This window comes from Gynuella sp. (genome assembly GCF_050297175.1).
Taxonomy (GTDB): Bacteria; Pseudomonadota; Gammaproteobacteria; order Pseudomonadales; family Natronospirillaceae; genus Gynuella.
This window is the reverse complement of the sequence record NZ_JBNKSF010000012.1, coordinates 101,757-128,446: the sequence shown is the minus strand read 5'-3', so window position 1 is coordinate 128,446 and position 26,690 is coordinate 101,757. Positions and strand designations below refer to the sequence as shown.

The 26,690-nt window shown below is 47.3% G+C and carries 16 protein-coding genes; 9 read left to right on the top strand and 7 right to left on the bottom strand.

Annotated elements, in window-relative coordinates:
• The 5 genes from ACQY6I_RS04830 to ACQY6I_RS04810 form a co-directional block, all read right to left on the bottom strand.
• A partial coding sequence (locus ACQY6I_RS04830) for an amino acid adenylation domain-containing protein (protein ID WP_428240341.1) occupies positions 1-6,327 on the bottom strand: 6,327 nt, incomplete at its 3' end.
• A gap of 1,024 nt (positions 6,328-7,351) precedes the next feature.
• Positions 7,352-8,995: an exosortase E/protease, VPEID-CTERM system gene (gene xrtE, locus ACQY6I_RS04825; protein WP_428240340.1), complete on the bottom strand. Its 1,644-nt coding sequence runs from the start codon at positions 8,993-8,995 to the stop codon at positions 7,352-7,354.
• Between the two features lie 119 nt (positions 8,996-9,114).
• Positions 9,115-10,158, bottom strand: coding sequence for a TRAP transporter substrate-binding protein DctP (gene dctP, locus ACQY6I_RS04820; protein ID WP_428240339.1), 1,044 nt, complete (start codon positions 10,156-10,158; stop codon positions 9,115-9,117).
• A 66-nt stretch (positions 10,159-10,224) separates the two neighbouring features.
• Positions 10,225-11,547 (bottom strand): TRAP transporter large permease, encoded by a 1,323-nt coding sequence (locus ACQY6I_RS04815; RefSeq protein ID WP_428240338.1) that lies wholly within the window; start codon positions 11,545-11,547, stop codon positions 10,225-10,227.
• Positions 11,547-12,053 carry a TRAP transporter small permease subunit gene (locus ACQY6I_RS04810; protein ID WP_428240337.1) on the bottom strand — a complete coding sequence of 169 codons (507 nt, stop codon included), beginning with the start codon at positions 12,051-12,053 and terminating at the stop codon, positions 11,547-11,549. Before ACQY6I_RS04810 ends, ACQY6I_RS04815 begins: the two co-directional genes overlap by 1 nt.
• A gap of 535 nt (positions 12,054-12,588) precedes the next feature.
• Between ACQY6I_RS04810 and ACQY6I_RS04805 the strand changes: the two genes are divergently transcribed.
• Positions 12,589-14,487: a methyl-accepting chemotaxis protein gene (locus ACQY6I_RS04805; RefSeq protein ID WP_428240336.1), complete on the top strand. Its 1,899-nt coding sequence runs from the start codon at positions 12,589-12,591 to the stop codon at positions 14,485-14,487.
• Between the two features lie 20 nt (positions 14,488-14,507).
• Here ACQY6I_RS04805 and ACQY6I_RS04800 read toward each other — a convergent pair whose 3' ends face one another.
• On the bottom strand, positions 14,508-15,002 hold the full coding sequence (locus tag ACQY6I_RS04800) for a GNAT family N-acetyltransferase (RefSeq protein ID WP_428240335.1): 495 nt from the start codon (positions 15,000-15,002) through the stop codon (positions 14,508-14,510).
• A gap of 602 nt (positions 15,003-15,604) precedes the next feature.
• Between ACQY6I_RS04800 and ACQY6I_RS04795 the strand changes: the two genes are divergently transcribed.
• From ACQY6I_RS04795 to ACQY6I_RS04760, 8 genes are all read left to right on the top strand, one after another.
• Positions 15,605-16,288 (top strand): hypothetical protein, encoded by a 684-nt coding sequence (locus ACQY6I_RS04795; protein WP_428240334.1) that lies wholly within the window; start codon positions 15,605-15,607, stop codon positions 16,286-16,288.
• 97 nt (positions 16,289-16,385) lie between these two features.
• Positions 16,386-17,462 carry a PA0069 family radical SAM protein gene (locus ACQY6I_RS04790; RefSeq protein ID WP_428240333.1) on the top strand — a complete coding sequence of 359 codons (1,077 nt, stop codon included), beginning with the start codon at positions 16,386-16,388 and terminating at the stop codon, positions 17,460-17,462.
• Positions 17,463-18,304: 842 nt separating this feature from the next.
• Positions 18,305-19,729 (top strand): RICIN domain-containing protein, encoded by a 1,425-nt coding sequence (locus ACQY6I_RS04785; protein ID WP_428240332.1) that lies wholly within the window; start codon positions 18,305-18,307, stop codon positions 19,727-19,729.
• 1,358 nt (positions 19,730-21,087) lie between these two features.
• On the top strand, positions 21,088-21,639 hold the full coding sequence (locus tag ACQY6I_RS04780) for a type IV pilin protein (RefSeq protein WP_428240331.1): 552 nt from the start codon (positions 21,088-21,090) through the stop codon (positions 21,637-21,639).
• The gene (locus ACQY6I_RS04775) at positions 21,633-22,079 is read left to right on the top strand and encodes a pilus assembly FimT family protein (protein ID WP_428240330.1); all 447 of its coding nucleotides are present in this window, start codon (positions 21,633-21,635) and stop codon (positions 22,077-22,079) included. The genes ACQY6I_RS04780 and ACQY6I_RS04775 overlap by 7 nt, the downstream gene beginning before the upstream one ends.
• The gene (locus tag ACQY6I_RS04770; protein WP_428240329.1) at positions 22,057-22,488 is read left to right on the top strand and encodes a PulJ/GspJ family protein; all 432 of its coding nucleotides are present in this window, start codon (positions 22,057-22,059) and stop codon (positions 22,486-22,488) included. Before ACQY6I_RS04775 ends, ACQY6I_RS04770 begins: the two co-directional genes overlap by 23 nt.
• On the top strand, positions 22,485-23,198 hold the full coding sequence (locus tag ACQY6I_RS04765) for a PilW family protein (protein ID WP_428240328.1): 714 nt from the start codon (positions 22,485-22,487) through the stop codon (positions 23,196-23,198). The genes ACQY6I_RS04770 and ACQY6I_RS04765 overlap by 4 nt, the downstream gene beginning before the upstream one ends.
• Before the next feature lie 27 nt (positions 23,199-23,225).
• A complete protein-coding gene (locus ACQY6I_RS04760; RefSeq protein WP_428240327.1) occupies positions 23,226-25,223 on the top strand; it encodes a hypothetical protein in 1,998 nt (665 codons plus the stop codon).
• A 138-nt stretch (positions 25,224-25,361) separates the two neighbouring features.
• Here the strand turns inward: ACQY6I_RS04760 and xylA are convergent, their stop codons facing one another.
• The gene (gene xylA / locus ACQY6I_RS04755) at positions 25,362-26,687 is read right to left on the bottom strand and encodes a xylose isomerase (protein WP_428240326.1); all 1,326 of its coding nucleotides are present in this window, start codon (positions 26,685-26,687) and stop codon (positions 25,362-25,364) included.
• Positions 26,688-26,690: the final 3 nt, after the last annotated feature.

The window sequence follows — 26,690 nt, the reverse complement described above, 5'->3', positions numbered from 1 at the left end:
AGGCCGAAGGCTGGGGAGCTCGGCGGTGCGGTCACGCGTGTCCGTAAGGTTCTGTTGGCAGACATCTTCAACCACGGTGAGTTGATAGTTATTCAGCCATGCCTGTTGATGGTGGTTGTGGTATTGCTGGCGGGAGATCAGTAGATGTTCGACGCCCCCGGCCATGAGTACTTCCTGCAAACGGTGAGCCGGCCAACTGACGTTCAGAGGCAGGTAGGCAGCACCGGTTGAGAGGATGGCGAGGGTGGCAGTCACCTGGGCTTCGCCTTTATCGGTTAATACGCCAACGAGCTGAGACCGGGTAACGCCTTTGTCTAGCAGGTGGTACGTCAGCGCCAGACGTTGACGGTTAAGTTCAGCGTAACTGATCGAGCCCATGGAGGTAATGACTGCGGTGGTATGAGGAGCATGTTCGACCTGTGTGCAGAACCCGTCCAGCAAGGTGGTGGCCGGGTAATTCTGGCGGGTATTATTCCAACGTTGTAATTGGACCTGGTCGAATTCAGAAAGATTAATATTTCTGATCGGTTGTTTTGATTGTGATACCACCTGCATAACAATTTGTTTCAGCTGGTCACACAATCGTTGTGCCTGAAGGGGCTGCAACCAATCCTGACTATAATTCAAGGTCATCATCAGGCGGTCTTCATATTCATATGCTTTTACCACCAGAGGGTAATCCGCTTTTTCATAAAACTCGCGTATTACCATGTGTGTACCAATCTCGGTTGTCTGTGACAGATTGGACATTGGGTAGTTTTCAAAAATAAACAGACTGTGAAACAGACGATGACCATCGTGCTGTAACTCGGCCAATGAAATCTGACTGTGACTGCTTAGTGCCGCAATATGTTGGTGAGTGTCTTGCAGCATCTGCTCAACCGTAATGTCAGGATGCCAGTTGATTGCCAACGGTAAGGTATTGATATAAAGCCCAACGCTGGTTTCAATATCTGTGATGGGTATATCGCGACCGGAAACAATTGTGCCCACGATGGTCTGTTCGTCTCCAGTATACGTTTGCAGCAGCTTGTGCCATGAGAACTGTAAAATGGTATTAACGGTGACGCCTAATTGCCGGTTCAGTTCTTTAAGAGCGTTGAAATCCTTTCCAGTAATGATGATTTCCATATCCGCCGGGTTTGTAATATCTCGCATTTTTTCCAGATCAACACGCTGTCCGAACATGGCACTAATATCATTGGTTTTGATGAACTGTGGCTTGATGTCAGCCCAATAGCGATGTGTTTTATCCTGCTGTTGCCTTTGATATTGCTGCGCCTGAAGATAGGCAGTTTCCGCGATAACCTCCTGGTGTTGTCCCTGACACAATTCATCGTAATAACGGTGCACCGTATCGATCAGCACCGGGCCACTCCAGCCATCCGTAATACTGTGGTGTTCCGTTTTGATCAAGGTGTAGAGTCGATCACTGCGCTTGATCAGGCTCAGACGAATTAAGCCCGGCTTGCTCAGATCGAATGGTTTTCGGTGTTGCAGCTTGAGTTCTTCAATAACGCGTTGCTGTTCCTGATCAGATAATGCACTCAAATCATGGGTATTGAAATTGTCCTTATTGATGCTCTGATCGCGGGTGATGATCTGAATCACATAAACATCCCAGTCGAATGCTGTGCGCAATGATGGGAAACGTTGTGCTGCCATGGTCCATGCCTGCTGGTACAAACCGACATCCAACGGTTGTTGATAATCCACTACCAGTTGCATCCGGTAGGCATCGTCATCTGGCCGGGTCAGGTAGTGATGAATGAATCCCTGTTGCAGACTGGTGGCCGGAAATATTGCTTCAATATCGTGTTCTTGCTGCAATGCTTCCAGTCGTTGTTGAAACAACGGCTCCATTTCGAAGTCGCTGGCGGTATGGATCCCACCGGTACTGCTCATTCTCATACACTGGTTCAGTATCTGTTCGAGTGTTTGTGAGAATGATTGAATAAACTCGTCGGTCTGTCGTTCTGAAAGCTGTGAATCGATGATTAATTGCAGACCCTGTTCCAAAGCAGCACAGTCGATACTGAGCAAGAACTGACTCCGGTTATTAGCTGCGACGGTTGTTCCCACAGTATCTATATCGAGTTGCCATGGCCGGGTGATATCTTGTTGCGTTCCTTTATTGAGTTGACCAAGATAATTGAAACTGATCAATGGCAGCTTAGCCTGAGGTAACATACCAGCCTGAACGAAGGTGCCATAACCGATACCTTTATTTGGAATCGTGCGAAGCATTTCCTTGGTTTCAATGATCGCTTCATGAATGTTCTTGTTCCCGTTTAATCGGACAGGATATAAAGTAGTAAACCAGCCAACGGTATGAGAAACATCCAGAGTGTTATCAAAGTTCTCTCGGCCATGCCCCTCCATGGTGACCAATTGGCTGTCAGACTGAAAGAGTTCGCATAGTGTTATACCCAGTGCTGCCAATAGCAGGTCTTTCGTCTCGGTGTGATAACCGCTGTTAGCCCGACCCAGTAGTTGTTGGGTTTTCTCTGTGGAAAGGGACCAATATTTTCTGTGATGCCCGACAGGATTTGGAAGACTCGTTGAGTCGTTTGTCAGATCCCTCCACCAATGAATTTCCTGCGGATTTTGTGTTGCATAACTCTTAACGGCCTCAACCCATTGCCGGTAACTACTGGTTTTGTTGTTCAGTGGCTGGTGAGTTAAGAGGGCTTTTAAATCTTCACTGATAATGCCCCAGGAAACGAAATCAATCACCAGATGGTGAGCCGAAAACCATAACCGATTTATACCATCCTGATAACCAGTTAGCAGAGCTGCACACCATAGCTGCCCTTTTTTAATATCAAAGTGGCTTTGCCAGTCTGTCAGTTGTTTTTCAAGCTGCTGCGCGCTCAGAGTCCTGATATCCAGTATGTGTAGGACAGGGAGATATGCGTCTTTATCTGTTTGATAAATCTGCTGACCATTTTCAAAGCGAACACGTAGCATGTCATGATGTAATGCCAATTTGGATAACGCCTGAAGGATATGGGCGTGATCAATATCGGCCGGCAGTTTGATCATAAATGCCTGGTTCCAATGGTTCGGCTGAGACCACTGGGAATCGAAAAACCATTGCTGAACCGGTAGTAGATCAAAGCGGCCTGTTAAGGTACCGCTTTCCGCATTCACCTGTTCCTGGGAGGTCTGCTCGTCGAGAAATGCGGCCTGTTGGGCAACCGTCGGTAATGCAAAAACATCTTTAACATGTAGAGTCCAACCGGATTGACGTAGCTTGGAAACCAATTGAATAGCCGTAATCGAGTCGCCTCCAGCACGGAAAAAATCATCATGTATTCCTGCTTGCTCCAACCCCAACACCTCTCTCCACATAGAGCAGATTTGCTGTTCCATGGTGTTTCGTGGTGAGGTGAAGTTTTCCTGATCGTTCCACTTCGGTTCTGGAAGTGCGCGTCGGTCCACTTTGCCGTTAATGGTGAGCGGTATAGTTTCCAGTTCCACAAAGGTTGTTGGCACCATATAATCCGGAAGCAGTTCAGCAAGCTTATGTCTTATCGTATCAGCGGATAAATAAGTGTCGTGATCCGCTGCAGAAACATAGTAAGCCGCCAGATATTGGCTGTTATGGCGAACCCGATCAATCACAACTGCCTGACGAATACCTGATATCCGGGTCATGGCGTGTTCGATCTCTCCAAGTTCAATGCGATAGCCACGGATTTTTACCTGAAAATCATTACGGCCCAGATACTCTAAATTACCATCGGGCAACCAGCGGGCCAGGTCACCTGTTTTATACAATAAGTCGAAGCCATTGCATTTATCACTATCGGTCGAAAATGGGTTCTTGATAAAACGCTCAGACGTTAATTCCGGCCGATTCAGATAGCCACCGGCCAAACCGGCGCCACCAACATACAACTCACCAGGTATGCCAATAGGTACCGGATTCATGGCGTGATCCAGGACATAGGTTCTGGCGTTTATTAACGGCTTACCAATATTGGCAGCAGATGTATATTGGCTGCTGTTAATTTTGTAGGAAGAGGCGCAAACGGTTGTTTCTGTTGGACCATAAGCATTATGTACACTGCGATTCTGACTGAATCTTCTGAGGGTATCAGGTGATGGAGTTTCACCTGCAGTTATGAGCGTTTTCAGAGATTCCAGGCCAGAGTCGTTCATCTGATTTAAAATAGCTGGCGGCAAAGTGGCAATTTCGACACTGTGCTGACTTATCAACTCAGCAAGCATTTCCGGATCACGATGCTGTTCATCGGTACACAGCACAACTTGATGACCGGAAATCAAACTGACAAATAACTCAAAGGCACTGGCATCAAAAACATATGCCGCAAACTGTAAAGCGCATTGATGGTGTGCAGTATCAAAGCGCTCGTTCTGGGCCGCGATCAAATGACAAATATTCCGGTGTTTGATCATAACGCCTTTAGGCTGACCGGTTGTTCCCGAGGTGTACAATACATATGCCAGATCGTCTGCGGTACAACTGGTTTTGGGGGTATCAGTCAGTTGATTATTTTGCGGGTTATATTCGTCGCAGAAAATCACGTCTGGAGATAAAGATTTATTGCTGCAAATATGACGGATTGTCTGAGTGTGCGATGTCTGGCTGATCAGCATGGGGGTTTGTGTATCTTCAAGGATAAACTGGATCCTTGATTCCGGAAATTCCGGCGAAATCGGCACGTAAGCAGCTCCGGCTTTTAATACAGCGAGTATGCTTACAATCATGTCGAAGCCGCGATCCAGATACAGAGCTATGAGAGTATTGGGTGTTAATTCAGTGTGATGTGTGTTCTGGTACGTTTGTCTGATGGAATGTGCCAGTTGATTGGCGCGGTGATTCAGCTCTGCGTAGGTCAGTTTACTATTATCAAAAATCAGAGCGATATTATCGGGTGATTCAACCACACGGGATTCGAATAACTGGTGTACGGTTTTGTCTTTCAGATATTCCGCATTGGTCTCATTCCAGTCTTTTAACAGAATGTCTCGTTCTTCATCGGGCAGGATCGGAATTCTGGCGGTGGGGACTTCGATGTCCTGAATACAATGATTCAGCATGTTCAGGAGCCTTTTGCCCATAAGTCTGACTTCCTGATCATCAAAAAATCGATGGTTATATGTGATCTTTATTTCCAACTCATCATTAAAGTCATAATCAATCAAACGTATTTGTAGTGGTTGTTTTTCATGTTTATTACCAAGATGAAAAGTCTCAATCTTTTTATTGACACCCATTCGATTGTCGGAAAACGTCTCACAATTAATGATGATATCAGCAGGCGATTGGTCGATTTTCTTCGAAAGGCGTGAAAGGTGGCTGTAGGGAAAACGGCTGTGTCGTAAGGTATTGGACAGTTCTTTGCTCAGTTTTTTTGTCAGTTGTTTTAAGGTTGAACCTTCAGGTATGTCACATTTTATAAGTACTGTATTGGAGAACATACCGACAGTTTTTTTGCTGCGCGCACCTCCTCGGCCGTGGACGATAGTGCCAAATACAATGTCGGGACGATTTAAGAGTTTTGAAAAATATATGCTGATTATAGATGAAAGGAGAACAAGGTAGCTTGTCTTATGTTGCTCGCAAAATTGCTTTATTGAGTTGCTAAGTGTCTTTGGAAGTTTGTATGTGACTTCGTCGCTGCCTTGCGAATTATGAAAGGTTTCCAGTTTGGTAACCACTATTTCGTTCAGTTTATCCTGCCAATATTTCCTGTCGTTTTCGTATCGGCTGGAGCTGAGATAGTTTTTTGAGTTTTTTGCGAAAGTTCTATAGTCGGGAATCGAAGTCAACCAAGAGGTATCATTGTTATTCTCAGAAGCTTCGTACAATTTATGAAAGTATTCCACTAAAACGTGGACTCCCATCCCGTCTATGGCGATATGGTGGAAACGGAAAAACAGGAAGTGTTTGTCATCAGATAATTTTATTAAACTTAACTCTGATATACAGCCGGACATAAAATCCATGGGTAATGAAAGGCGCGCTTCCATCCATCTGTGGGCTTCGGTCTCGGGGTTTTCTCGTGACGAAAAGTCATTCTCCAGAAATGTGGCGCTTCTGTCCTTAACCAGATTTTGATGTGGATAACCTTTTTCATCTTCATGAAATGTCATTTGCAAGGCATCAAGGTATTCGTGAAGTGTCTCCCAACAATGTTTCAATTTCTCTTTATTTGTATTGGAATGAAGTACTTGATAACAGGCAATATTGTAGATTGGGTCTTCAGGATACAGTAACTGTTCGAAATAAACATTTTCTTGAGAAGTATGAAGAGGGATCAAACGATCAAGCCGTTCTGTGGTAGAGATCTCCATGATGAAACCTTTGCTGTAGTGGAAGTTTTTCAGATCTATAAGAAAATATCTGAATACTGCTGAGAGTGTTTGAATCACCACTCTCAGTAGTAAATACTCAGTAAGGCATTTTGGGGTGATACTAGCATATGGTTTTCATGGGTTGGAATTTTTAAAAATGTGTATACGGAAAATTTATGGTCATTGAATAGGTGTGGGTAAGTTTTAATACAATAGATATAGAGCAGTTTGATGGTTTATTTGTCATTGTGATCTTTTTTGTTTTATAAAAGATCATTATAAAAATGTTAAGAATCTATTTGTTGGAAAAACCATTGAGTGGCGGGAACAAGATTGCAAGAAGTATTCTGATAAATTGGGTGTGTTTGTTTTAATATGTCCGATTTTTCAAGGACGATGTGAAGTTTTCTGTGCCGTATTTTGTGAGTCTCTCAGTGTTATTGAAGTTGTCATTGATAGTTTTTTGCAATGTATTAAGCTATTTTCAATAGGGCCATTTTTAATTTTAGAAAGGGCTTTATTGATACTCGATCATTATACGTTTTTCTGTTTTACAGTTATTCTTTAATTGGTCTTTCTATATAAAGTATATTGGTATGCATATGGCCGGCAATCATACTTTTGAAGGTGCTCTGAGAAAACGTCAAAAAACCCGTAATATTTTTCGGAAGTCCAAATGGTTTTTGTGTGTTGTGTGATTGCTAATGTGTATATACAGCATTTGTTTATATTTTAAAGATGTGATGATGCTCTTATGAGCATGGCAAGATTTGGTTATAAATTGTGATGTATCTGGCGGAAAATGTTGGTGATGAAGGCGGTGTCATTCTTGACATTTTTATTATCATGTCTGTGCATGCAGAAAAATAACCTCTCTGAACAATGGCTGCCTTGCTGTGCTGTCAGGGACCTGCTGCTTATCGTTTAAAAATTTTCTGAGTTTTATAGCTTTCGCTTTATTCTGACTATCCTGCAACATCATTCAGGGGCTTTTTGGAGGGCTTTGGGTAGTATGCAGGCACATTCAAATCAGCCCCCAATTACCGCTCATCAGAGCGATTGCGAACAAGAGCGCATTGGTCAGGCTGTGCGCCAGTATGGGAGCGGAGATGGAGTTGGAGCGCATCCTGACAATTGCGTAAATGACACCCGCTACAGTACCGGCCAACCAGGCACCATGTAATGCGCCGAAGGCCAGTGATGAAACAGCCACGGCCGCCCAGGTTACGCTAACCTCACCACGAAGTATGACTGCTGAACGGGACAGCCGACACAGTAGATAGGCTCTGAAGGCCAGTTCTTCAGCAATAGGCACGGTCACTGCTGCACCGAGAAAGCGTATCAGTAGCCAACCCCAGGCAATACCATCGGAGGTGTTATTCAGGGTGGCCTGGAAGGTGTCGTTATATTCCGGATTCTGTGGCACCAGAAGCACCCAGAGTACGGCCACCAGTATTCCGGCTGCCATCGGTTCCCAGCCAGGACGATAAGGGAGCAGATTCAGTCTGGACCAGTATTTGGCAAGCACAACGGTCACGGCAATCACCCGTAGCGGGTAAAGCCAGTCGAAATCGGAAATAAACGCACTGGTCAGAATTGAGACCGCCAGTAATGCAATCATAGGCATCAGTGTCGCAACCGGGACGTTATCAGTACTGACGGTCTTAACCGGTCTGGCAGCCGGATGACGAAAATAACGGATGGAGCCGGCGATCCACAACAGTAATAAAGAGGTCAGAATAAACATGATCCAACCCGCCTGAGAATGAAATCCACCGACGGCAATATCTTTTGACCAGTAGTATCCCACCCAGACCAATAGGGCGATGCGCACACTGTTTAACAGCCATATCACGGTGATGCCCAATGGAAACAGCAGCAAGCTGTGCGGGTAACGGAATTCACCTTTGTGGAGATAAAGATAGATGCTGGTGAAAGCGGTGATCAGGCCGATACCTTCGTAACCAGAACAGGCAGCGGCAATATTGACGACGAAGTCACCCAGGCCGAGCACTTTTGCAGCCGGGTAAACAACGACAAGATCGGGATTGAACAATGCCAGCCAAATGGCGGAAAGGGTAAAGGTGCCTTCGCTGAGTGGATCCCACAAGGCAGATGTTCCGGTAGTGAACAGCCATACCAGTACACTGATGGCGATGGCAATCAGCAACGGGTACTTTTCCTGTTTGAGAAGTTGCACCACAAAGCCGAACCGGCAGATACTGATGAGCCAGAACCCAAAGGTAAAGGCTGCTGCGAACACCCAGCCTAAATAATCGATGTTGCCGATGGGTTGATCCAGTCCGGTAAATAATCGGCTGCAGAAGTACAGCAGCGTGGCGTAACTGAGTCCGTGCAGAGGCAGAGAATAGAGCAGTGCTTTGCTGGAAAACTGTTCATTGAGCTGCTGCCAGTAATCCGACAGACGGGATTTTATCTGGATGACAACCATGACGATGGTTAGGGTCAAAACTTTAGCAAACCGGCCCAGCTGACCGAAGACTTCCTGCCAGAGGCTGAGGTTCTGTCGTTTGAATAACAGATAGGCATCAAAGGTCTGACTGATGAATAAAATTTCACCGGCCAGTAGTAATAACAGGACGGTAATAATGATGGTGGAATGTTGCTGCGAGGGGCGCCGGGGCGGAACAGTATTAGTTGTATGCAAAGCAGACTCCGTTGGATATCAATATCTCTCTGTCTGGTCAGCATATTAACTGACAACCTGTTGCGGTTATAGCATCTGGCGGCAAAAATACTCACGCCCGGCGGGCGTGAGTGAAGGGTTCAGGAGTAGCGGTATGGTGGGCCGGCTTTGTCCATGGCGGCGTTGTACTCCTTGAGAATTTTGACCACCCTGGCACAGCGTTCGCTGGTTTTGGCCACTTCATCCCAGAATTTGTGGGCTTCGGCTTCCACTTTGGCCCATTCAGCATCGGCGATGGTGGTCAGTTTCATCTTGGTACCTTCGGTTCTGAGCCTTGCCTCACCACCCCAATACCAGTGCTGGCGGTGGTAATGTGAACTGTTCATACAGAGCTTGAACAGCGTTTGCAGGTCTTCCGGCAGAGCATCCCAGCTTTTGCTGTTGGCAAAATAAGAACCGATCCAGGCACCGGAGATATTGTTGGTCAGGAAGTAGTTGGTCGCGTTCGCCCAGCCGGAGGTATAGTCTTCAGTGATACCGGACCATGCCAAGCCGTCAAGTTCACCAGTCTGTAACGCCACTTCGGCATCTTCCCAGGGCAGGGTGACTGGTACCACGCCAAAGCGTGACAGAAATCGACCGGCAGTCGGAAATGTGAAGATGCGTTTGCCTTTGAGGTCTTCGAGGCTGTTGATAGGATCTTTGGTGGCAAAGTTACAGGGATCCCAGGCACCGGCACCGAGCCAGGTAACGCCTTTTATTTCACCGTAGGCTTCTTCCCAAATCTGTTTCAGTCCGTATTCTTCAAACAATACTGGAACATCCAGGCTATAACGGGTAGCAAACGGGAAGTAGCCGCCAAAGACTGAGATATCCACCGGTGCAGCGATGGAATCATCATCTGACTGTACGGCATCGATGGTGCCTTTCTGCATGGCCCGGAACAATTCGCCGGTCGGTACCAGCTGGTCGGCATAAAATAATTCTATTTCCATTTCCCCATTGGCGACTTTATTAAAGGCATCGATGGAAGGTTTGATCACATATTCTGCCAGAGCTGGTCCGGCATAGGTCTGAAAGCGCCACTTGATTTTGCTGGGTGAGGCTTTAATGGCCGGTGCGCCGATGGCGGTGGCGGCTCCCACAACGCCTGCTTTTTTAAGAAAGTTGCGTCTGTTCGTCATTTTCGATTCCCCTTGATTAATAAATGCTGATGATCTCTCATCAGCGACTGCCTGAACTCATCACGGTTATCGGCCGTAATATTGGGTGGGTAGCCACAGGGCCAGTTGCGGAAACACCATGATCAGCACCAATGCCAGAATCATGATGGCCACAAACGGTGTGACTGACTGGTAAATATCCTTGAGTCCTACCTGCGGAGGTGCCATGGCTTTCATCAGAAACAGGTTGTAGCCAAACGGCGGAGTCATGTAGGCAATCTGGCAGGTAATGGTGTAGAGCACGCCGTACCAGATCAGATTAAAATTCAATGCTGCCACCAGCGGAATGTACAAAGGCGCGACGATGACCAGCATGGCGGTATCGTCCAGAAAAGTTCCCATGATAATAAATGAGAGTTGCATCAGGATCAGCACTTCCCACGGGCTCAATCCGAGTTGTTCCAGAAACAGGCTTTTGATGGCCCGCACTGCACCGAGGCCATCAAACACCGAACCAAAACACATGGCCGCGAGAATGATCCACATGAACATGCAACTGATGCCCAGGGTTTTGCGCAGAGTATCTTCCATGACCTGACGGGTAAGACGACGTTTAATGAGGGCCGCGACGGTGGCTGCCACTGCTCCGACTGCAGAGCTTTCCACCAGACTGGTGATACCCATCAGAAACAGACCGGTCATTAGAAAGAATATCAGCAACGGTAAAATGCCCGCTTTTAATAAAGAAAGCTTTTTGGACAGAGGCATATCACGTTCTTCTGCATCTAATACCGGGCCCAGTTCCGGCTGTATACGACAGCGTATCACGACATAAATAATGAACATGGAAGCCATGATCAGACCTGGGAATACCCCTGCCATCCACAACTGACTGACGGGTTGACGGGCAATCATGCCATAGAGCACCAGCACGACGCTGGGTGGCACCAAAATGCCCAGTGAACTGCCGGCCTGAATAACACCGGTCACCATGATTTTATCGTAGCCGCGGCGCAACAGTTCCGGCATGGCAATGGTGGCACCAATTGCCATCCCGGCCACGCTGAGTCCGTTCATCGCCGAGACCACGACCATCAATATAATGGTACCAATGGCCAGCCCGCCTCGTAACGAACCAAACCAGACATGGAACATATCGTAGAGGTCATTGGCGATACCTGATTCCGATAGCATAAAGCCCATGTAGATAAACAGCGGCAGCGTCAGCAGGGGATACCATTTCATTAATTTCATGGCTGCGGAAAATCCCATTTCTGAACCGCCGGTGCCCCACATGGACAACGCCGCCACCACCGCGACGAAACCAATAGCAGCGAATACTCTTTGCCCAGTCATCATCATGAGCATCATGGATGCAAACATGAGCAATGCGATCATTTCATAACTCATTAAATCTGTTCTCCCCTGATCCGGGCAATGTCTTTGAAAAATTCGGCGATGGCTTGTAGCAACATCAGGAATATGCCAATACAGGCAACGATTTTGATAGGTGCCATATATGGCCGCCAGGAAGAGTAGCTGCGTTCTCCGTATTCCACTGCATACGAGGTGCTGGACCAGCCACCGACTAGCAACATAATCAGATAAAAAATGAGAAATAATATGGTGAAGGTATCAACCCAGGCTTTGGTCCGGTTCGACCAGCGGCCATATATCAGGTCCATGCGCACATGATCACCCAATTGCATGGAGTAGGGTCCTCCAAGCAGGTAGTAGGCCACCATGGTGAACTGAGCCATTTCCAGGGTCCACATCGGCGGAACAAAAAACGCCCGGGTAATGGATGAGTACAGCAAAATGCCGATCATCACAAAGATGATGTACATGGCTATACGGCCTACCACCCGGTTAACGGCTTCAACCGTTTTGACATATTTTTTGAGTATTATTGGCATTGAACGGATGTCCTTATGACAGCGCTTCGGTCGTGGAAAATGTGAGCGTTTATCGCGTTTGCTTCAGATTTGATGAGGCCATTGGAAGGCATGCAAATACGGTTGAAGAGACTGTGGGGTGTTTTGAATGCCCCCCAAACCCATCACACTTCTCCATATATTAAGATTCGATCGATCTGATCGATTGTCTCAGTCTTGGAAAGCAAAAATGAGTCCATCTGAGACATGGACAAATCTATCTGCGAAAAAAACGAAACCAGGATGAGGGCTGGTGCATGCTGATGGGGATCTTGCTTTTCGCCACGGTCCATTTTTGTGCAGATATGAACTGAAGAGCGAAAACAGAGAATGAAAACGATCCTGTTTAAGCTGAGACGAGTTGAATGATTCAGCAAAAAGGAGTCATAACATTGTGGTGCAAAATATCATTAAAAAATGAATCAAAGCAGTCGCTATATACAGCACGGATTAGTTCTTTATCCATTTTTCCATACAGCCGGTATATCACTCCGGTGCCGTTGAGTTAGGAATAATTATGACAATGAATATGCGCAATTCCGAAGGCCTTTCCTTACGGTCGAAGTTGCTGCTGGTCACTGGGTTTGTAATTTTGCTGATCAGTTCTGTACAGACATTGAGCGGTTATTTTTCGTTGACGGGTGATGCACGTCGGGCATTAACATCCGAGATTCAGTCCAATGGTGAGCTGTTGGAGCAATCGATCACCCATTGGATTAAAGGTAAAGAGGCTTTGGTTCGGGCAGCTGCCACATCGGACCAGTTGCTGGAGAACACCGTTTCGGTGCTCACTCAGGCACGTGAGGGTGGACAGTTAATGGCCAGCTATCTGGGTGAGAGTAACGGCAAAATGACTATTATTCCGGATGATCCAATGCCCGCCGGATACGACCCAAGAGTTCGGCCATGGTACCAACAGGCGATCAGTCAACGACAGGTGATTGTGACTGATCCATACGTGGATGTCGTGACTGGAAATCTGATCATCTCATTTGCGGCGGCCATCCCTGATCGCAAAGGTGTACTTGGGGTGGATATTTCCCTTGAAACGATCATTGACACGGTTTTGAGTGCCAATTTTGGTGATCGTGGTTATGCCATGCTGATCAATGATCAGGGACAGATTCTGGTGCATCCGGATCAAACCTTAGCCATGAAAAACCTGTCTGCACTTGCTGGAACATTAAATACCCGTGTCATGAAACAATTGGCCGGTTCTGGTGAGATGACAACATTCAATAGTGAGAAAGATACTTATATGGCCGGTTTCAGAGCTGTCTCCGGATCAAACTGGTATATCGGATTGGTGCTGGATGAACAAGCGGTTATGGGACCGATTCAAAGCTCTGTCATCAATGCTGTTGTCGTTGCGACATTGATTGCATTTCTCATGTTAGGGGTCGTGGCTCTGTTGATTGGCCGTGCACTTCGACCACTGCATGAGCTGGTACAGGCCATGAGTGAAATTGCGGAAGGTGAAGGGAATTTGAGCCATAAACTGCAAATTGCCAGTCATGATGAACTGGGTCACTTAAGCGAGGGCTTTAATGAGTTCTCAGAAAAAATTCGTTTACTGGTGGTCGATGTCCATCAGAACGCTGAACAATTGAAACATCAGGCTGAGAAACTGGCAACGGATGCCAGTCACAATGCTGGCCGGGTGCAGTTACAGCAGGGGGAAATCGAGCAGGTGGCGGCGGCGATTCACGAAATGAGCGCGGCGGCCAATGAAGTGGCGGGTAATGCGGATGCAACCGCCAAAGAAGCAGGTAGCGCCGCGGAGGCTTCTTCATCCATGCATCAATTGGCGACCACCAATTGCGATAATATGTCCCATCTGAGCCGTGAAATCGAAAAGTCCACAGATGTGATTCAAGAACTGAATAATGATGCTCAGAGTATCGATTCCATTCTTTCCACTATTCAGAATATTGCCGAGCAGACCAATCTGCTGGCACTTAATGCAGCCATTGAAGCGGCTAGAGCGGGTGAACAGGGCAGGGGATTTGCTGTAGTTGCTGATGAAGTCCGGGTGTTGTCTCAGCGTACCCATAACTCTACAGAAGAAATTCAGCAGATGATTGAAAAGCTGCAAAAGCAGACCGAAAAAGCGGTTAACCTGATGGCCAGAAGTCGTGAATTGGCGGGCGACACGCTCGGTAATACTGAAACGGTAACTGAAAAACTGGTTGGTATTAATGAATCCATCCAACGGATTTCTGATATGGCGGTGCGGATTGCCGCATCCTCCAGCGAACAGCATCTGGCTACGGAGGAGATCAGCCGTATTACCACTGCAATCAGTGATGCAGCGGTGGAGATGTCGACTGGATCGAAGGAGACAGAAACCACGGCCAATCAATTGGATCAGTTGTCAGAAAATCTGAATGAGAATCTGCGCCGCTTCAAGATATGAACCGGCACTTTGAAATAGGCTTATAGGGGTGTGACGGTTTCGTTAAAAATGCTGAAACCGCGAGCCAGATAGTTGTTCAGCGCATGCGGATGATCGAGGGTGCAGGTATGTACCCAAACGCGCTTGGTATCGTTCCAGTTCCAGGCATTTTCGATGGCTCGGGACAGCATATCGCCACCAAAGCGTTGACCCACAAAGTCCGGTGCCAGCCCGAAATACATGATTTGCGTATCTTGTGATTGTTTCTGTAGTTCAAAATAACCGGCAACAGCACCCTGGTAATAAGCCACCCAGGTTCTCAGATTATTTGTAACGTAAGCCTGCCATTGTTCGTCTGACCAGGTGAGATTATCGGTCCACTGCCAAGGCTCACCCACCAGCTGATACAGGAAGCGATTGAATTGAAATTGAGGTTTGACGATCTCTTGCAAGAGCAGACCATCTGCGGCTGGCTTGCGGCGCAGTTCAGATGGGGAAAGCATTTCAAGATAATAAGTGGTGTAAGATTTACTCATAATAGGATTTTTACATGATTCGTTAGTGATCAACCTGGTGTGCCTATTCTTTAGCATCCGCTCACTCATACAGTCACCGTGATGTTAAGGAATGACAGAAATATTCATTATGATCCGATATCCACAATGTCAGGTTGGCTGTGTTGTCATCAGACGATACACCACAGTAAATGCGAAAGTCATTAGTTTTGCTTCTCAGTAGAGCGCCTGCGCCAGACATGACTTTAAGGTCGAGGCGAAACAGAGTCGGGGGTGTTTGTTACGGCGTTATTGATATAACGAGTATCGGCGTGGCTGGACAAAGTCGCCGTGAACAGATTTCTCTGATCATTCTTTATTACCGGTGCACAAATGATGTGTTTGGCAGAGTGATTGATGGTGCTTCTGGTGGAGCAGATTGAGCTTGCAGAGATTTGATTGTCACCAATCCCGCGAGTATCAATAATTGACGCCAAAAGCCCGAAGTCTGGATATCATGTTGAGTGAACCGTTTGGGGTTTGAATATTTGTTGTTGTGATGACTAATTGGTTGGTGGATTGTGATTCTGGCGGTCAGCAATGTCAGGGCCAACCAGTGTGCTGATGTTTATGGGAGAGTACGTGTGTTTAGTGAATTTCTGGCGGATCAGGGGTTGAATCTGCAGCATGTGTTTGAGTTGTCGGCATTGCCGCAGGCCATGACCGCAACACTGGCGGCAGAGATTGCTCCCTACCGTCAGTTGCTGCTATTGGGGCATGGTGGCAGGCGCCTGTGGCAGGTCATTAATGCTATGGCGGTGGAAACTGATGACCCCATTGATGATTTTTCCATACAGCTGGTACACCGCTATTTTCAGTCTGATCATCCTCAGGCCAGTTATAAAATTCTGTACCCCGGTGATACGCAAGTATCATTGCAGCGCCTTGGGGAATTGGCCGGCTGGCACTACGCTTCACCGTTTATGGTGGGCATTAACCAAGATTGGGGCAGCTGGTTTGCTTATCGGGCGGTGATTCTGGCCGATACCTCTTTAACACCTGACGAGGCCTTAACGAAGCCATCGCCATGCAGCACATGCGAGCAGCAGGACTGTATCCGCAGTTGTCCAGCGGGCGCACTTGATCAAGGGCAATTTGATTGGGAAACCTGTTCGCGCTTCCGTCTTCAAACGGGTTCGGATTGTGCGAATCAATGTCTGGCCCGTAACCAGTGCCCGGTGAGGCCAGAACATCGTTACAGTGATGAACAAGTGCGTTACCACTACGGCCGGTCGCTGGCCATGATTCGACAATACTGGCGTCGTTGAGTTTATCCCCGCATTTATCGGCCTCGCGTGCAGGCACTTGCCAGGACTCTGGAAAAAAGACACTATACTGTCTTTATATACAGTATTTGGTGGTCAGGTGACAAAATTCCCGCTAACGACAATTAAAGGACGAGGTACCGCTTCGACGATTCCTGGTCGCTTTGCCCGGCAGATATCGGAAATGGATGAGGTTGAAGAGCTGTCCAGGCATCCGGATACCCGGCTGACATACGAAACAGCCAAAAGCCTGATTACCCGTAACAGTTCTCCCGATGTGCCTTTCAACCTGTCGGTCAACCCTTATCGGGGGTGTGAACACGGCTGTATCTACTGCTTTGCCAGGCCAACACATGCTTATCTGGATATGTCTCCCGGTCTTGATTTTGAAACCCGTCTGGTCGTTAAGGAGAATGCCGTTGAGTTGTTTGCGAAAGAGCTGCGTAAGCCAGGTTATGATTGCCAGCCGATTGCCCTTGGCATCAATACTGATGCCTATCAGCCAGTGGAAAAACAGCTGTGTCTGGCCAGGGGGATACTGCAAACGGCGTTGGCATACCGACAGCCCATATCCATTGTGACCAAAGGCGGGTTGATTCTGCGTGATCTCGACATTCTGTCGGCCATGGCTGAACAACAGCTGGTGTCTGTGGCCGTCAGTGTGACGACGCTCGACAATGGGCTGAAACGGGCGATGGAACCTCGTACCGCCTCGGCAGAAATGCGCCTTAAGATGATTCGGGAACTGACCGGTGCAGGTGTTCCGGTCACGGTGTTAATTGCACCCGTCATTCCGTTTATCAATGATCATGAACTGGAAGCCATTATTGCGGCTGTTAAAAATGCAGGGGCGCGGCAGGCGGCCTATATTATGTTACGTCTGCCCTACGAGGTGGCACCGCTGTTTAGTGAATGGTTGCAACAGCACTTTCCCGATCGCGCAGAGCATGTGCTTAAGCGTATTGCAGATATGCGTGGCGGCAAATTATATGACAGCCGGTTCGGTAAGCGGATGACAGGAGAAGGCATTTTTGCCGATCTGATCAATCAGCGCTTTCATCTTGCCATGAAAAAACATGGGCTGGGTTCTGAGCGAACTCCCGGGTTGGATTGCAGCCGATTTCAAGTGCCACCTCAGGAAGGTGATCAGTTATCGTTGTGGGATATAACCGAGTGAATTGATTGACATTATCCGGCCATCGACACAGACCATTCTACAGGTACTGTTCAATATTGATTTCGAGTCGCTTTGCGCGAATTTTAGCGTGAAAAACAGACGTTATGTAAGGACATTGTTGCTGCTTGATGGTCTGTTATTTGAATCTTTCCATGACTACAGATAAAACTCAAAAAAGCATTTTTTTCTGCAGTCCGGCAATGGTGCACTAATGTCATAAAAACACCACAACCGATATTGTCAGTTGATTGGCTCAGGCAACCTGGCCTGAATGTTATCAATATCGTAAGTGTTGTGATGGGTATTGAATTTAATGATATTTTCAAATAAATATGCAGGGTAACTTTATTAGAAATTTGTTATCTGAATATCAACCAAAAGGTGGATATTTCCAGTGCTTGACAGCTTATAGAATGACAGCGTTGATGGCAGTTTGTTGAAGAAATAACGCTTCACCTACCGTCAGATTGATAGCAGCCTCTTGATAAAAATAAAAACACACAACGGGCATTTTGCATCACTCACCATATGAATTTATCTGCATCTAACATCAGGATGGTTTTTATCGGCAGCCACAAATGGCCGATGATCGTGCCTTTATGGAACCCTGCTCAGGGGATCGTTTAAAAAATTAGACAAGGCTGCGAATAAACAATCAAACACGAAAAACGGGACGAAATTGGAAGTGCAGCAAATGGCAGTTCTTAATACCTGTTTTATCGCGGCTATCACAGTATTGGTGCAGATTAGAGATTTGCCTGGAGACCAGGGATAGATGTTTTCAGGCAGGGCTGCAGAGAAGTATCTCTGCAATTTTTACGTGTAACAAGAGGAAAACCGTAATGTCTTTACCTGCAAAAGTTGCAAATACTCTACTGCTGTCAGTAGCCGTCATTTATCCAACGGCCGTATCGGCGGCACCGGTTACGTTCAATAATGCCTCCCAGCTTACCACCATGAATGGCGAGCTCGTACATGCCCATGGGGGAGGTGTGATCAAATCCAACGGTTACTATTACCTGGCGGGAGAACAGCGTGGTCCGGATGGCTGGCTATTTGGTGCTGTATCGTTGTACCGTTCGGCTGACATGGTTCACTGGACTCATGTGAATGACATTCTGACGCCGAACTCCAGTCCGGAACTGGCACCTTCCAATATCGAGCGCCCTAAAATCATCTATAACGCGGCTTATAATCACTATGTGTTATGGGCGCATAAGGAAAATGGCGAAGACTATGGTGATGCTGAAGTCGCCGTCGCGGTTTCGCCGACCGTTGACGGCGATTATGTTTATCAGGGATCTTTCCGACCGCTGGGGTATGATTCCCGAGATCAGACAGTATTTGTGGACAAAGACGGCACGGGATATCTGGTTTCGGCCTCGAACGTTAACCTTGATCTGCATATCTATCGGTTGACCGCTGATTACCTTGGCGTTGCCGAGCTGGTTTACGTCTTTAAAGGTAATCATCGGGAAGCGCCTGCGGTCTTTGAGCGTAACGGCGTTTATTTTATGGTTACATCAGGCGCTTCCGGCTGGAATGCCAACCAACAAAAATACGCCACAACCACTCAGTTTCCGGCAGGCAACTGGAGTGGGTGGAAAAACGTCGGAAGTTCAAATGGTTTTGGTTCACAAACAACCTATGTCACAACCATCAGTGGTACGCAGGGCAGTTCCTACCTGTATATGGGGGATCGCTGGGGACCACAGTGGGATGGTAATCCAAATGATTCTCTGTATGTCTGGTTACCACTCAAATTTCCAACCAATAACACATTAGCTATGGATTGGTATCCACAACTGACCATCGACACTGATACCGGAAAAGCCGAAGGTATTGCTCATGACACCACGACTCTGATATCCAGAAATAGTGGCAAATGCGCGGATGTGGTCAATCAGTCATGGCAGGATGGCGCTGATATTATCCAGTGGACTTGTAATGGTGGGACCAATCAGGAATGGGCGATTCAGCCGACAGGAGATGGATACCATCGATTGATCGCCTGGCACAGTGGCAAATGCCTGACAGTCGAAGGTAATGAGAGTGGCACACAGGCACAGCAGCAGGCATGTACGGATGACGGTGCCGGACAGACTTGGCAGTTACGCGATACCGGTGATGGTTATGTTGAGATTGTGTCCCGTGATAGTGGCAAGTGCCTGGATGTCAACGGCCAGTCTACTGAGAATAGCGCCAGACTACAGCAATGGGGTTGCTGGGGTGGCAGTAATCAACAGTGGCGTCTGAGCGCCCGGTAGCGGTTCTTTGCTCTCGAACGAACTCACCAGCGATGGGTTCGTTCGATGGCTGATGGTGCTATATTATCTCTATCTCCTTTACTGATCTGTTCCATCACAAAGTCGTTGATATGAGTACATCCTTGCTCAAACCATCCGTGAAAATTCCAGCAGCTATCGCCTCAAACAGATCACTGTCTGTTTTCTGAAAGCGGCATTTAAGCGCCACTGTCAGTGAAGTTATCCATTTAATCACAACATGAATGAAATCAAATCGAATGGCCGTCAGATTGTGTGTGCTGCCGTTATGAGTGTTCGGCTTCTTGATGCTGTTCGGTCTTAATCCGCTTTGCGTCTGTGGTGGTATCGTTGGAAAGATGATATTGGCAGTGAGAGATGGTCTGATACGAAAACAGCCGTATGTTCTAATGCTTCTTTCTTACTTCTGCCGAAGCCTCTGGTCAGGAAACTGGTGTTGAGTCTTGGCATGGTGAGTATTTTTGAAGTTATTTTTTAGCTCAGTAATCATTTTTGCCATATGTGTATTTAAACATATCTTTTAACAATTATATTTTCATGATAATCATTAGGGTTTTTCTTCAATCATTGGTTTAATTTGGTTAGTGTGACGAATTTCTCTTTTCTGGATGATTGTTTACATGGTTGTCATGTCTTATTTTTTGTCTCTGGTTTATTAATATTGCTTGGTATTAGGGCATTTTCGACTCTCATCATGTTTTGAATGAATGGGTCGAGTAGAAAATATCTCTCAAAGGTTGGTGGGTTTGGTTTGAAAAAAAATTTTATTTGCATTATTTTGTTCTGACCAAAATGTATCGAAAATGCCGAGTATGTTTTTTTCTGGTTGATTTTTGGTTCGGGTAAGTCAAATAGTTGTTGTCATGTAAATGGCATGTTTGGCCTTTGGCCAATTTTTGATTTTCATCAGTGTGTCTGAGTGTGTCGTAAATTAACTGCCTGTCTGAAGGGCTGGAAGCGAATATGGACACTGAAGTTCGTTCAGTATGGTGTTATGAAACTTCGTCACAGTGGTGGTCACACGTAGTAACCTAAAAACGATCAGAATCTTTTTGTTGAACGTCAGCTGATCATTCCATGAGTAATGGCAGTGTTTCAGCAAGCTCTTAGGGAGCCTCTGAAAAATGGCCCGTTTTCGCGCAGGACGTTGTCAACTCCGTCCGAAGGCGGACTCTCTCTCGTCCTCATTTACGCCGGTAGACTGCGGTTATGCGAATGGTGCTTCCAAAACTATTGCTATTTTTCAGAGGCCCCTTTGCAGTTCTTTTCTACAACATCGTGATGAACGTAAAAATACAGGAACCTTGGTCAAAGTGTGCCTGAATAGTTTGAGGCTGAAAATGAATGAAGTTGAAGCGGTGATATCAGATATTGGTAATACAGTTTGTGAGGGTCGATTGTCCAGTAGACGCAATCGGGTTAAAGGCTTTACCCTCATAGAGATTCTGGTGGTGATTGCCATAGTCGCTATTCTGGCCGCTATTGCGATTCCCAGTTATAACCGGTACATACAAAAGAGTCGCGCTAAAGCCGCGGCGGCCGATTTGGTTGCCATCAGTCTGGTCATGGAAAACATGTATCAGCGGCAATTGAAGTATATTAAACCTACCGACGTCAGTGCCACTCCGGCATTGTCCAATCCAACCTCTGGAACTCCGCAAACATTGGCATATCTCGGCAATGGCGATAGCAGTCAATCAGCCTGGAAACCGGCCGAGGGCGATTATTTCTCTTATACCGTGAAGGTGACCGATGCTGCCGGTGGTAGTTATCTTTTAACGGCCAAGGGTGTAACCGGTACCAGTAGCGCGGGTTGTGAACTGACCATGAAAAATGACAATACCCGCAGCGCCAACGGCAATAGCGGCTGTGGAGGATTTGCCTCATGGTGAAGATGGAGCACGGCTTCTCCCTGGTTGAGCTGATGATTGCCATTGCCATCATGTCCATCCTGATGATCATGGGAGCACCATTGACGCGCGCCTGGGTAGCCAATGCTCACATTGCCCATGCACAGAATGTACTGGCAGAGGGCTATGCCACAGCACGGGCGCTGTCGTTGAAAAATCCACTTGGTGTCAAAGGTGATAATGAAGTTGCCAGCCTCACCATAAACGGACAGTTATTGTCCGCCAGTTATCGTGATGCCTATGGCACGGTAAATACGGTGTGGCAGGGCAATATTGATACTGATGTCACATTGGTTCTGACTGAGTCAGTCTGTGGAGATACCTTACAATTGAACAACCTCGGAGTTGCGCTGGATAGTCGTTGTCTGGCGTATAAAATTTCTTCAGCAGGAGGGCGTGATGAATCCAGCACGCTGCAATAAGTACCAGCAATCCGGAAGGCCTGGACAGCGTGGTATGACGCTACTCGAAGCATTGGTCACGATGGTTATCATGATGATAATAGGATTGGGTATCGCATACATATCGGGTCGTTCGGCTGTTGCTCAGAAAGATATGAATGTGCTCGGACTGGCGATAGGGCAAATGCGCAACAGCATACAGGCAGGTGCATGCGCTGCTGGTACTGAAGCGCCATTGTCATTGACTATTGGCGGGAATGAGGTGACAGGTTCCTGCAGTACGCCGCAAGTTGCGATTGAGGTTCAGAATTCGGCCAGTGGTGAGAAAAAGATTGTCAAAACGGTGACCGTCGGTGTGCCTTCTGCATCTGTCAATGATACAGAAAACAATGCTTTGTTCGGTGGTGTTGTGACGGTGGATCCCTCATGAAGCTATCGGTCCTGCGTATTCAAAGTGGATTTAGTCTGATTGAGTTGATGGTGACGCTGGTGGTGTCGCTGATTTCCATCCTGGCCATGCTGACCTTATATCAAAGCTCCGGTCGTAACAGTGCGGAAACCAAAATGGGGGCATTTATTGATGGTCAGGTTCAGATCGGATTGCTGGCAGCAGACAAATTACTACAGGGCGCTGGTTATCAGCCATCCGACCCCTCCGTCAACGTCGCAACCTATGGCTCTGATCTTCTGTTAATCAAGGATGCCGGTATCCAGGAAGATGGAACGGTCAGTGGCTCTGCTCTTAGCAAGGTGGCGCTGGACTCAGCCGGGTCAACAGGTCTCGTGGGGCAGGCACTGATATGGCATGCCAATAACAATGGTACGCATGTTTACAGAGGCATTTACGCACCATCCACTGGCGGTTTGTGGCAGCTGACCGGACAGTCAATGAGCTGGGATTCCAGTAACTGGCGTAAAGGACCCTCTTTGATCGCTGTACCGGGTGTCACCGATGGCCCCTTTCAAAACAGTAGTCAGGTGACGATTCGGTTAACTTCTGCAAACTGCAGACCATTCGGGGTCAATCTTGGCGGTTTGGGTGGTATTTACTCCGTTAGCCTGCAGGCTGTTGGTTATGCGGCCAGCAACGCATCTCAACGTTCGCAGACGTGTTTGATTAATTTCCGTATTCCAGATTAGTGATGCATCGTTGCAATGAGGCATAGTATGAATGTTCGAATACAAACCTTCCGTAGAAAGAACTCTGGGAGCATTTTTCATCAACGTGGTGTAGCCGCACTACTGCTTGTATTGTTGGTCGGCATATCTGCAACTGTGGTGACTTTGGGCACCATGTCTTATGTGCGGGGATCCCAGAAAAGTCAGATGACCGTGCATGGTCAGACTCAGGCTGAAATCAACGCCTGGACCGGCGCTGAAGCTCTGGGACAGTATCTGAATGGTATTGAAGTGGATACTGTAACGACGGCCATGGATGATGTCGTGTTTTCCCGCGATAACAAAAAAATTGCATCGGCTGAGTATAAATCCGATTGTTCGCAGCCCAGCCGGGATTTGTATTGTTTTGATGTTAACGGCACCAGTGCCGGTCATAACAGCAACCTGGAGGTGGTCTATCAGATTCCAATCATCAGGGACGTTTCCTATACAGAGATCAGTAATCCTATTGTGATCAAAGGCGATACCGACGTTACTGGTGGTGGTATCACCTATTTGTCCAGTGACAGCATAGATGGTTTTGCGGTGGATGGTAATTTGAACATTACCAATGCTACCGAATCTGTAGCCTCAGGTTGTGCGACCGGGGATATCCATGTCGATGGTGGGGGGGTTGAGGATAATGGTCATCTGTACTCCAGCAATGGTGATATTACCCTGGAAGGATTAAATTTGGTGGGTGCGGATATCTGGGGAGGAAACATTAATATATTCGCCGGTAGTGGTTTTAACTTTAAATCCATCAAAGCGGTTAAAAACCTGAATGTCACAAACGCCGGAAATTTTAAAAGCGATTTCATCCATGCCAATGCTGTCAGCTTTGCACTAGGGGGGCAGCTTGGTGAAACCCTGGTACATTCAGATATTACATTTGGTAATAACAAATCGTATGTCGATTATCTCGAAGCCGGTGGTAATCTGATATTTCATCAGGATGACCAGAGCCACGTACCCGAGTTTGCCCGTAACAGTAAAATTGCGGGCAAAATCCTGGTCAGGTCTGGGGAAACTCTTTCCGCTCATTACAACAGTCGGTTTAAAAATATTGAACAAGGGCGAACAACCACGGATCCCGGAGTACCTGAATGGCCCGAATGCAATGTTGATGCAACGCCTTTTGATGTGAATACACTGATTTCTCAGGCGAACTATATTTTCTATATTGATGACTCCGACAAGCCGATGCTGAAAATTCAGAATGTCAAAAGGGCTTCTGATGATAAAAGCATCGATGCGACAATCGACCTGAGTTCAGAGGGTGGCATGAACACGGCGTACCTTCACAACAAGCCTTTTTTCCAATGTGAATGGGGCTCCAAGTCATGTATCACCAGTAAGTCCAATTCGACCGATGGCTGGGTGTTCGATGGTGTCGCTCACTTTCCGCCCGGGGTCATTTTGTTTGCCGGAAAAGGGAATCCGAACCAGCGCAATTTAGCGCCGATGAACTTCACGCTTGCATCAAAGCGCGGAGAGGTGGGGCCTTTGCTGAATACGATACTGGTAACCGGTGATATAACGCTGGGAGGAGGAGGAGGTGGCTTGCAAATCAACGCACCGTATTTCAGTTCCCCCGATGCCGTATGCGGTGGCGATTTTTATCCAGCCAATCTGTGCGATAAAAGTTCGGGCAGTTGGCAGTTTGAAGGTACATGGGATGGCGATCGGGTGGAAAGAAACTATCCGGTTGCCAACACCTCAATCATGGTAAACCATTCGATGACGTCTAGCGGCTGGTCGTTGGAAGGCAGTGTGATTGTTGGAGATACTTTTAAGACAGACAAAGCTATGACCAACGTCCATGGTGTCATCGTGATCGGTTTGAATAGTGAAGAAGGGGGCGGGCTGAAAATTACCGAAGGGGGAATCGTGGTTGATTTTATGGACCTGGACAGTAATTTTCTGAATATTCCCACCGGAAATACCCAGGTAACCGACGAGTCTACTCTAGGAATTCCCACGGCCATGTGGGCACGTTATTACTGATTGAACAAACGGTGTTGATGTAATTTTTTTTAACGGATAACTGAAGAGAAAGTTTGTTGTAGGTGGGTGGGTCAGAGCACGATACTTGAAGATAAAAAAGCCGGTCACTGAACCGGCTTTTTTTTTGGGGAGTAGCAATTATTTATGAATAAAACGATTGACCAGATTTTCCAGATATTCCTGTTTGCCGGATTGTGGTTTGGGATCGATGTCATTATCCACAGCCCATTGGCTAAGGTCTTTCAGGTTGACGCCACCTGATAGGATTTTTTCACCGAGTTCTGTATTCCAGCCGGCATAACGGTTCTCAATAACCTTTTGCAGTTCTCCGCTTTCGTACAGATCAGCGGCTTTGGTGTATGCCAGAGCCAGGGTGTCCATGGCGCCGATGTGGCCGTGGAACATATCATCAGGGGCTATCGATTCACGGCGCAGTTTGGTGTCAAAATTGAACCCACCGGTGGTAAACCCGCCAGCTTTAATAATTTCATAGCAAGGCAGAACCATTTCATCCACGCTGTTCGGGAACTGGTCAGTATCCCAACCATTCTGATAGTCACCGCGGTTGGCATCGACAGAGCCCAGAATGCCGAGCGAGGCAGCCGTGGCAATTTCATGGTGAAAACTATGTCCGGCCAGGGTGGCGTGGTTGACTTCGATGTTGACCTTGATTTCTTTTTCCAGGCCAAAGCGCTGCAGGAAACCGAACACGGTTGCAGTATCATAATCGTACTGATGTTTGGTGGGTTCCTGTGGTTTTGGTTCCAGCAGAATAGTGCCTTTGAAGCCGATGGCATGTTTGTATTCAACCACCATTTGCAGGAAGCGGCCGAGCTGTTCGCTTTCGCGTTTCAGATCGGTATTCATCAGGTTTTGATAACCTTCGCGTCCACCCCACAATACATAGTTTTCCCCACCGAGACGGTGGGTGGCAGCCATGGCGTTCTGAACCTGAGACGCTGCATATGCAAACACTTCAGGGTTGGGATTGGTGGCAGCGCCGCACATATAGCGTGGATTGGAGAATGCGTTGGCAGTACCCCACAGCAGTTTTACCCCGGTTTCAGCCATTTTCTGTTCGGCTACATCCAACATGGCTGCGAAATTATTGCGTGATTCCTTGATGCTCGCACCTTCAGGAGCGATGTCGTAATCGTGCCAGCACCAGTAAGGCGCACCCAGTTTGGCCATGAAGTCAAACGCTACGTCCATCTTCATGCGGGCCATTTCCATTTCGTCACCTGGCTGGTGCCAGGGGCGGTTCATGGTACCGGTACCGAGGCCGAAAATATCCTTGCCTTCCCAACAGAAGTTATGCCAGTAACACACGGCAAAGCGCAAATGTTCTTCAAGGCGTTTGCCCATGACAAGCTTGTCTTTGTCGTAATGACGGAAGGCCAGTGGGTTGTCTGACTTAGGCCCTTCGTATTCGATTTTGGAAATAGCGTCAAAATAAGTTTTCATGGT

What these genes read in the sequence shown, in the direction of transcription:
- dctP (WP_428240339.1), bottom strand. Translation starts at nt 10,158, where the DNA reads ATGACGAACAGACGCAACTTTCTTAAAAAAGCAGGCGTTGTGGGAGCC.
- ACQY6I_RS04800 (WP_428240335.1), bottom strand. Translation starts at nt 15,002, where the DNA reads ATGAGTAAATCTTACACCACTTATTATCTTGAAATGCTTTCCCCATCT.
- ACQY6I_RS04815 (WP_428240338.1), bottom strand. Translation starts at nt 11,547, where the DNA reads ATGAGTTATGAAATGATCGCATTGCTCATGTTTGCATCCATGATGCTC.
- ACQY6I_RS04760 (WP_428240327.1), top strand. Translation starts at nt 23,226, where the DNA reads ATGAATGTTCGAATACAAACCTTCCGTAGAAAGAACTCTGGGAGCATT.
- ACQY6I_RS04805 (WP_428240336.1), top strand. Translation starts at nt 12,589, where the DNA reads ATGACAATGAATATGCGCAATTCCGAAGGCCTTTCCTTACGGTCGAAG.
- xylA (WP_428240326.1), bottom strand. Translation starts at nt 26,687, where the DNA reads ATGAAAACTTATTTTGACGCTATTTCCAAAATCGAATACGAAGGGCCT.
- ACQY6I_RS04810 (WP_428240337.1), bottom strand. Translation starts at nt 12,053, where the DNA reads ATGCCAATAATACTCAAAAAATATGTCAAAACGGTTGAAGCCGTTAAC.
- ACQY6I_RS04780 (WP_428240331.1), top strand. Translation starts at nt 21,088, where the DNA reads ATGAATGAAGTTGAAGCGGTGATATCAGATATTGGTAATACAGTTTGT.
- ACQY6I_RS04785 (WP_428240332.1), top strand. Translation starts at nt 18,305, where the DNA reads ATGTCTTTACCTGCAAAAGTTGCAAATACTCTACTGCTGTCAGTAGCC.
- ACQY6I_RS04775 (WP_428240330.1), top strand. Translation starts at nt 21,633, where the DNA reads ATGGTGAAGATGGAGCACGGCTTCTCCCTGGTTGAGCTGATGATTGCC.
- ACQY6I_RS04770 (WP_428240329.1), top strand. Translation starts at nt 22,057, where the DNA reads ATGAATCCAGCACGCTGCAATAAGTACCAGCAATCCGGAAGGCCTGGA.
- ACQY6I_RS04765 (WP_428240328.1), top strand. Translation starts at nt 22,485, where the DNA reads ATGAAGCTATCGGTCCTGCGTATTCAAAGTGGATTTAGTCTGATTGAG.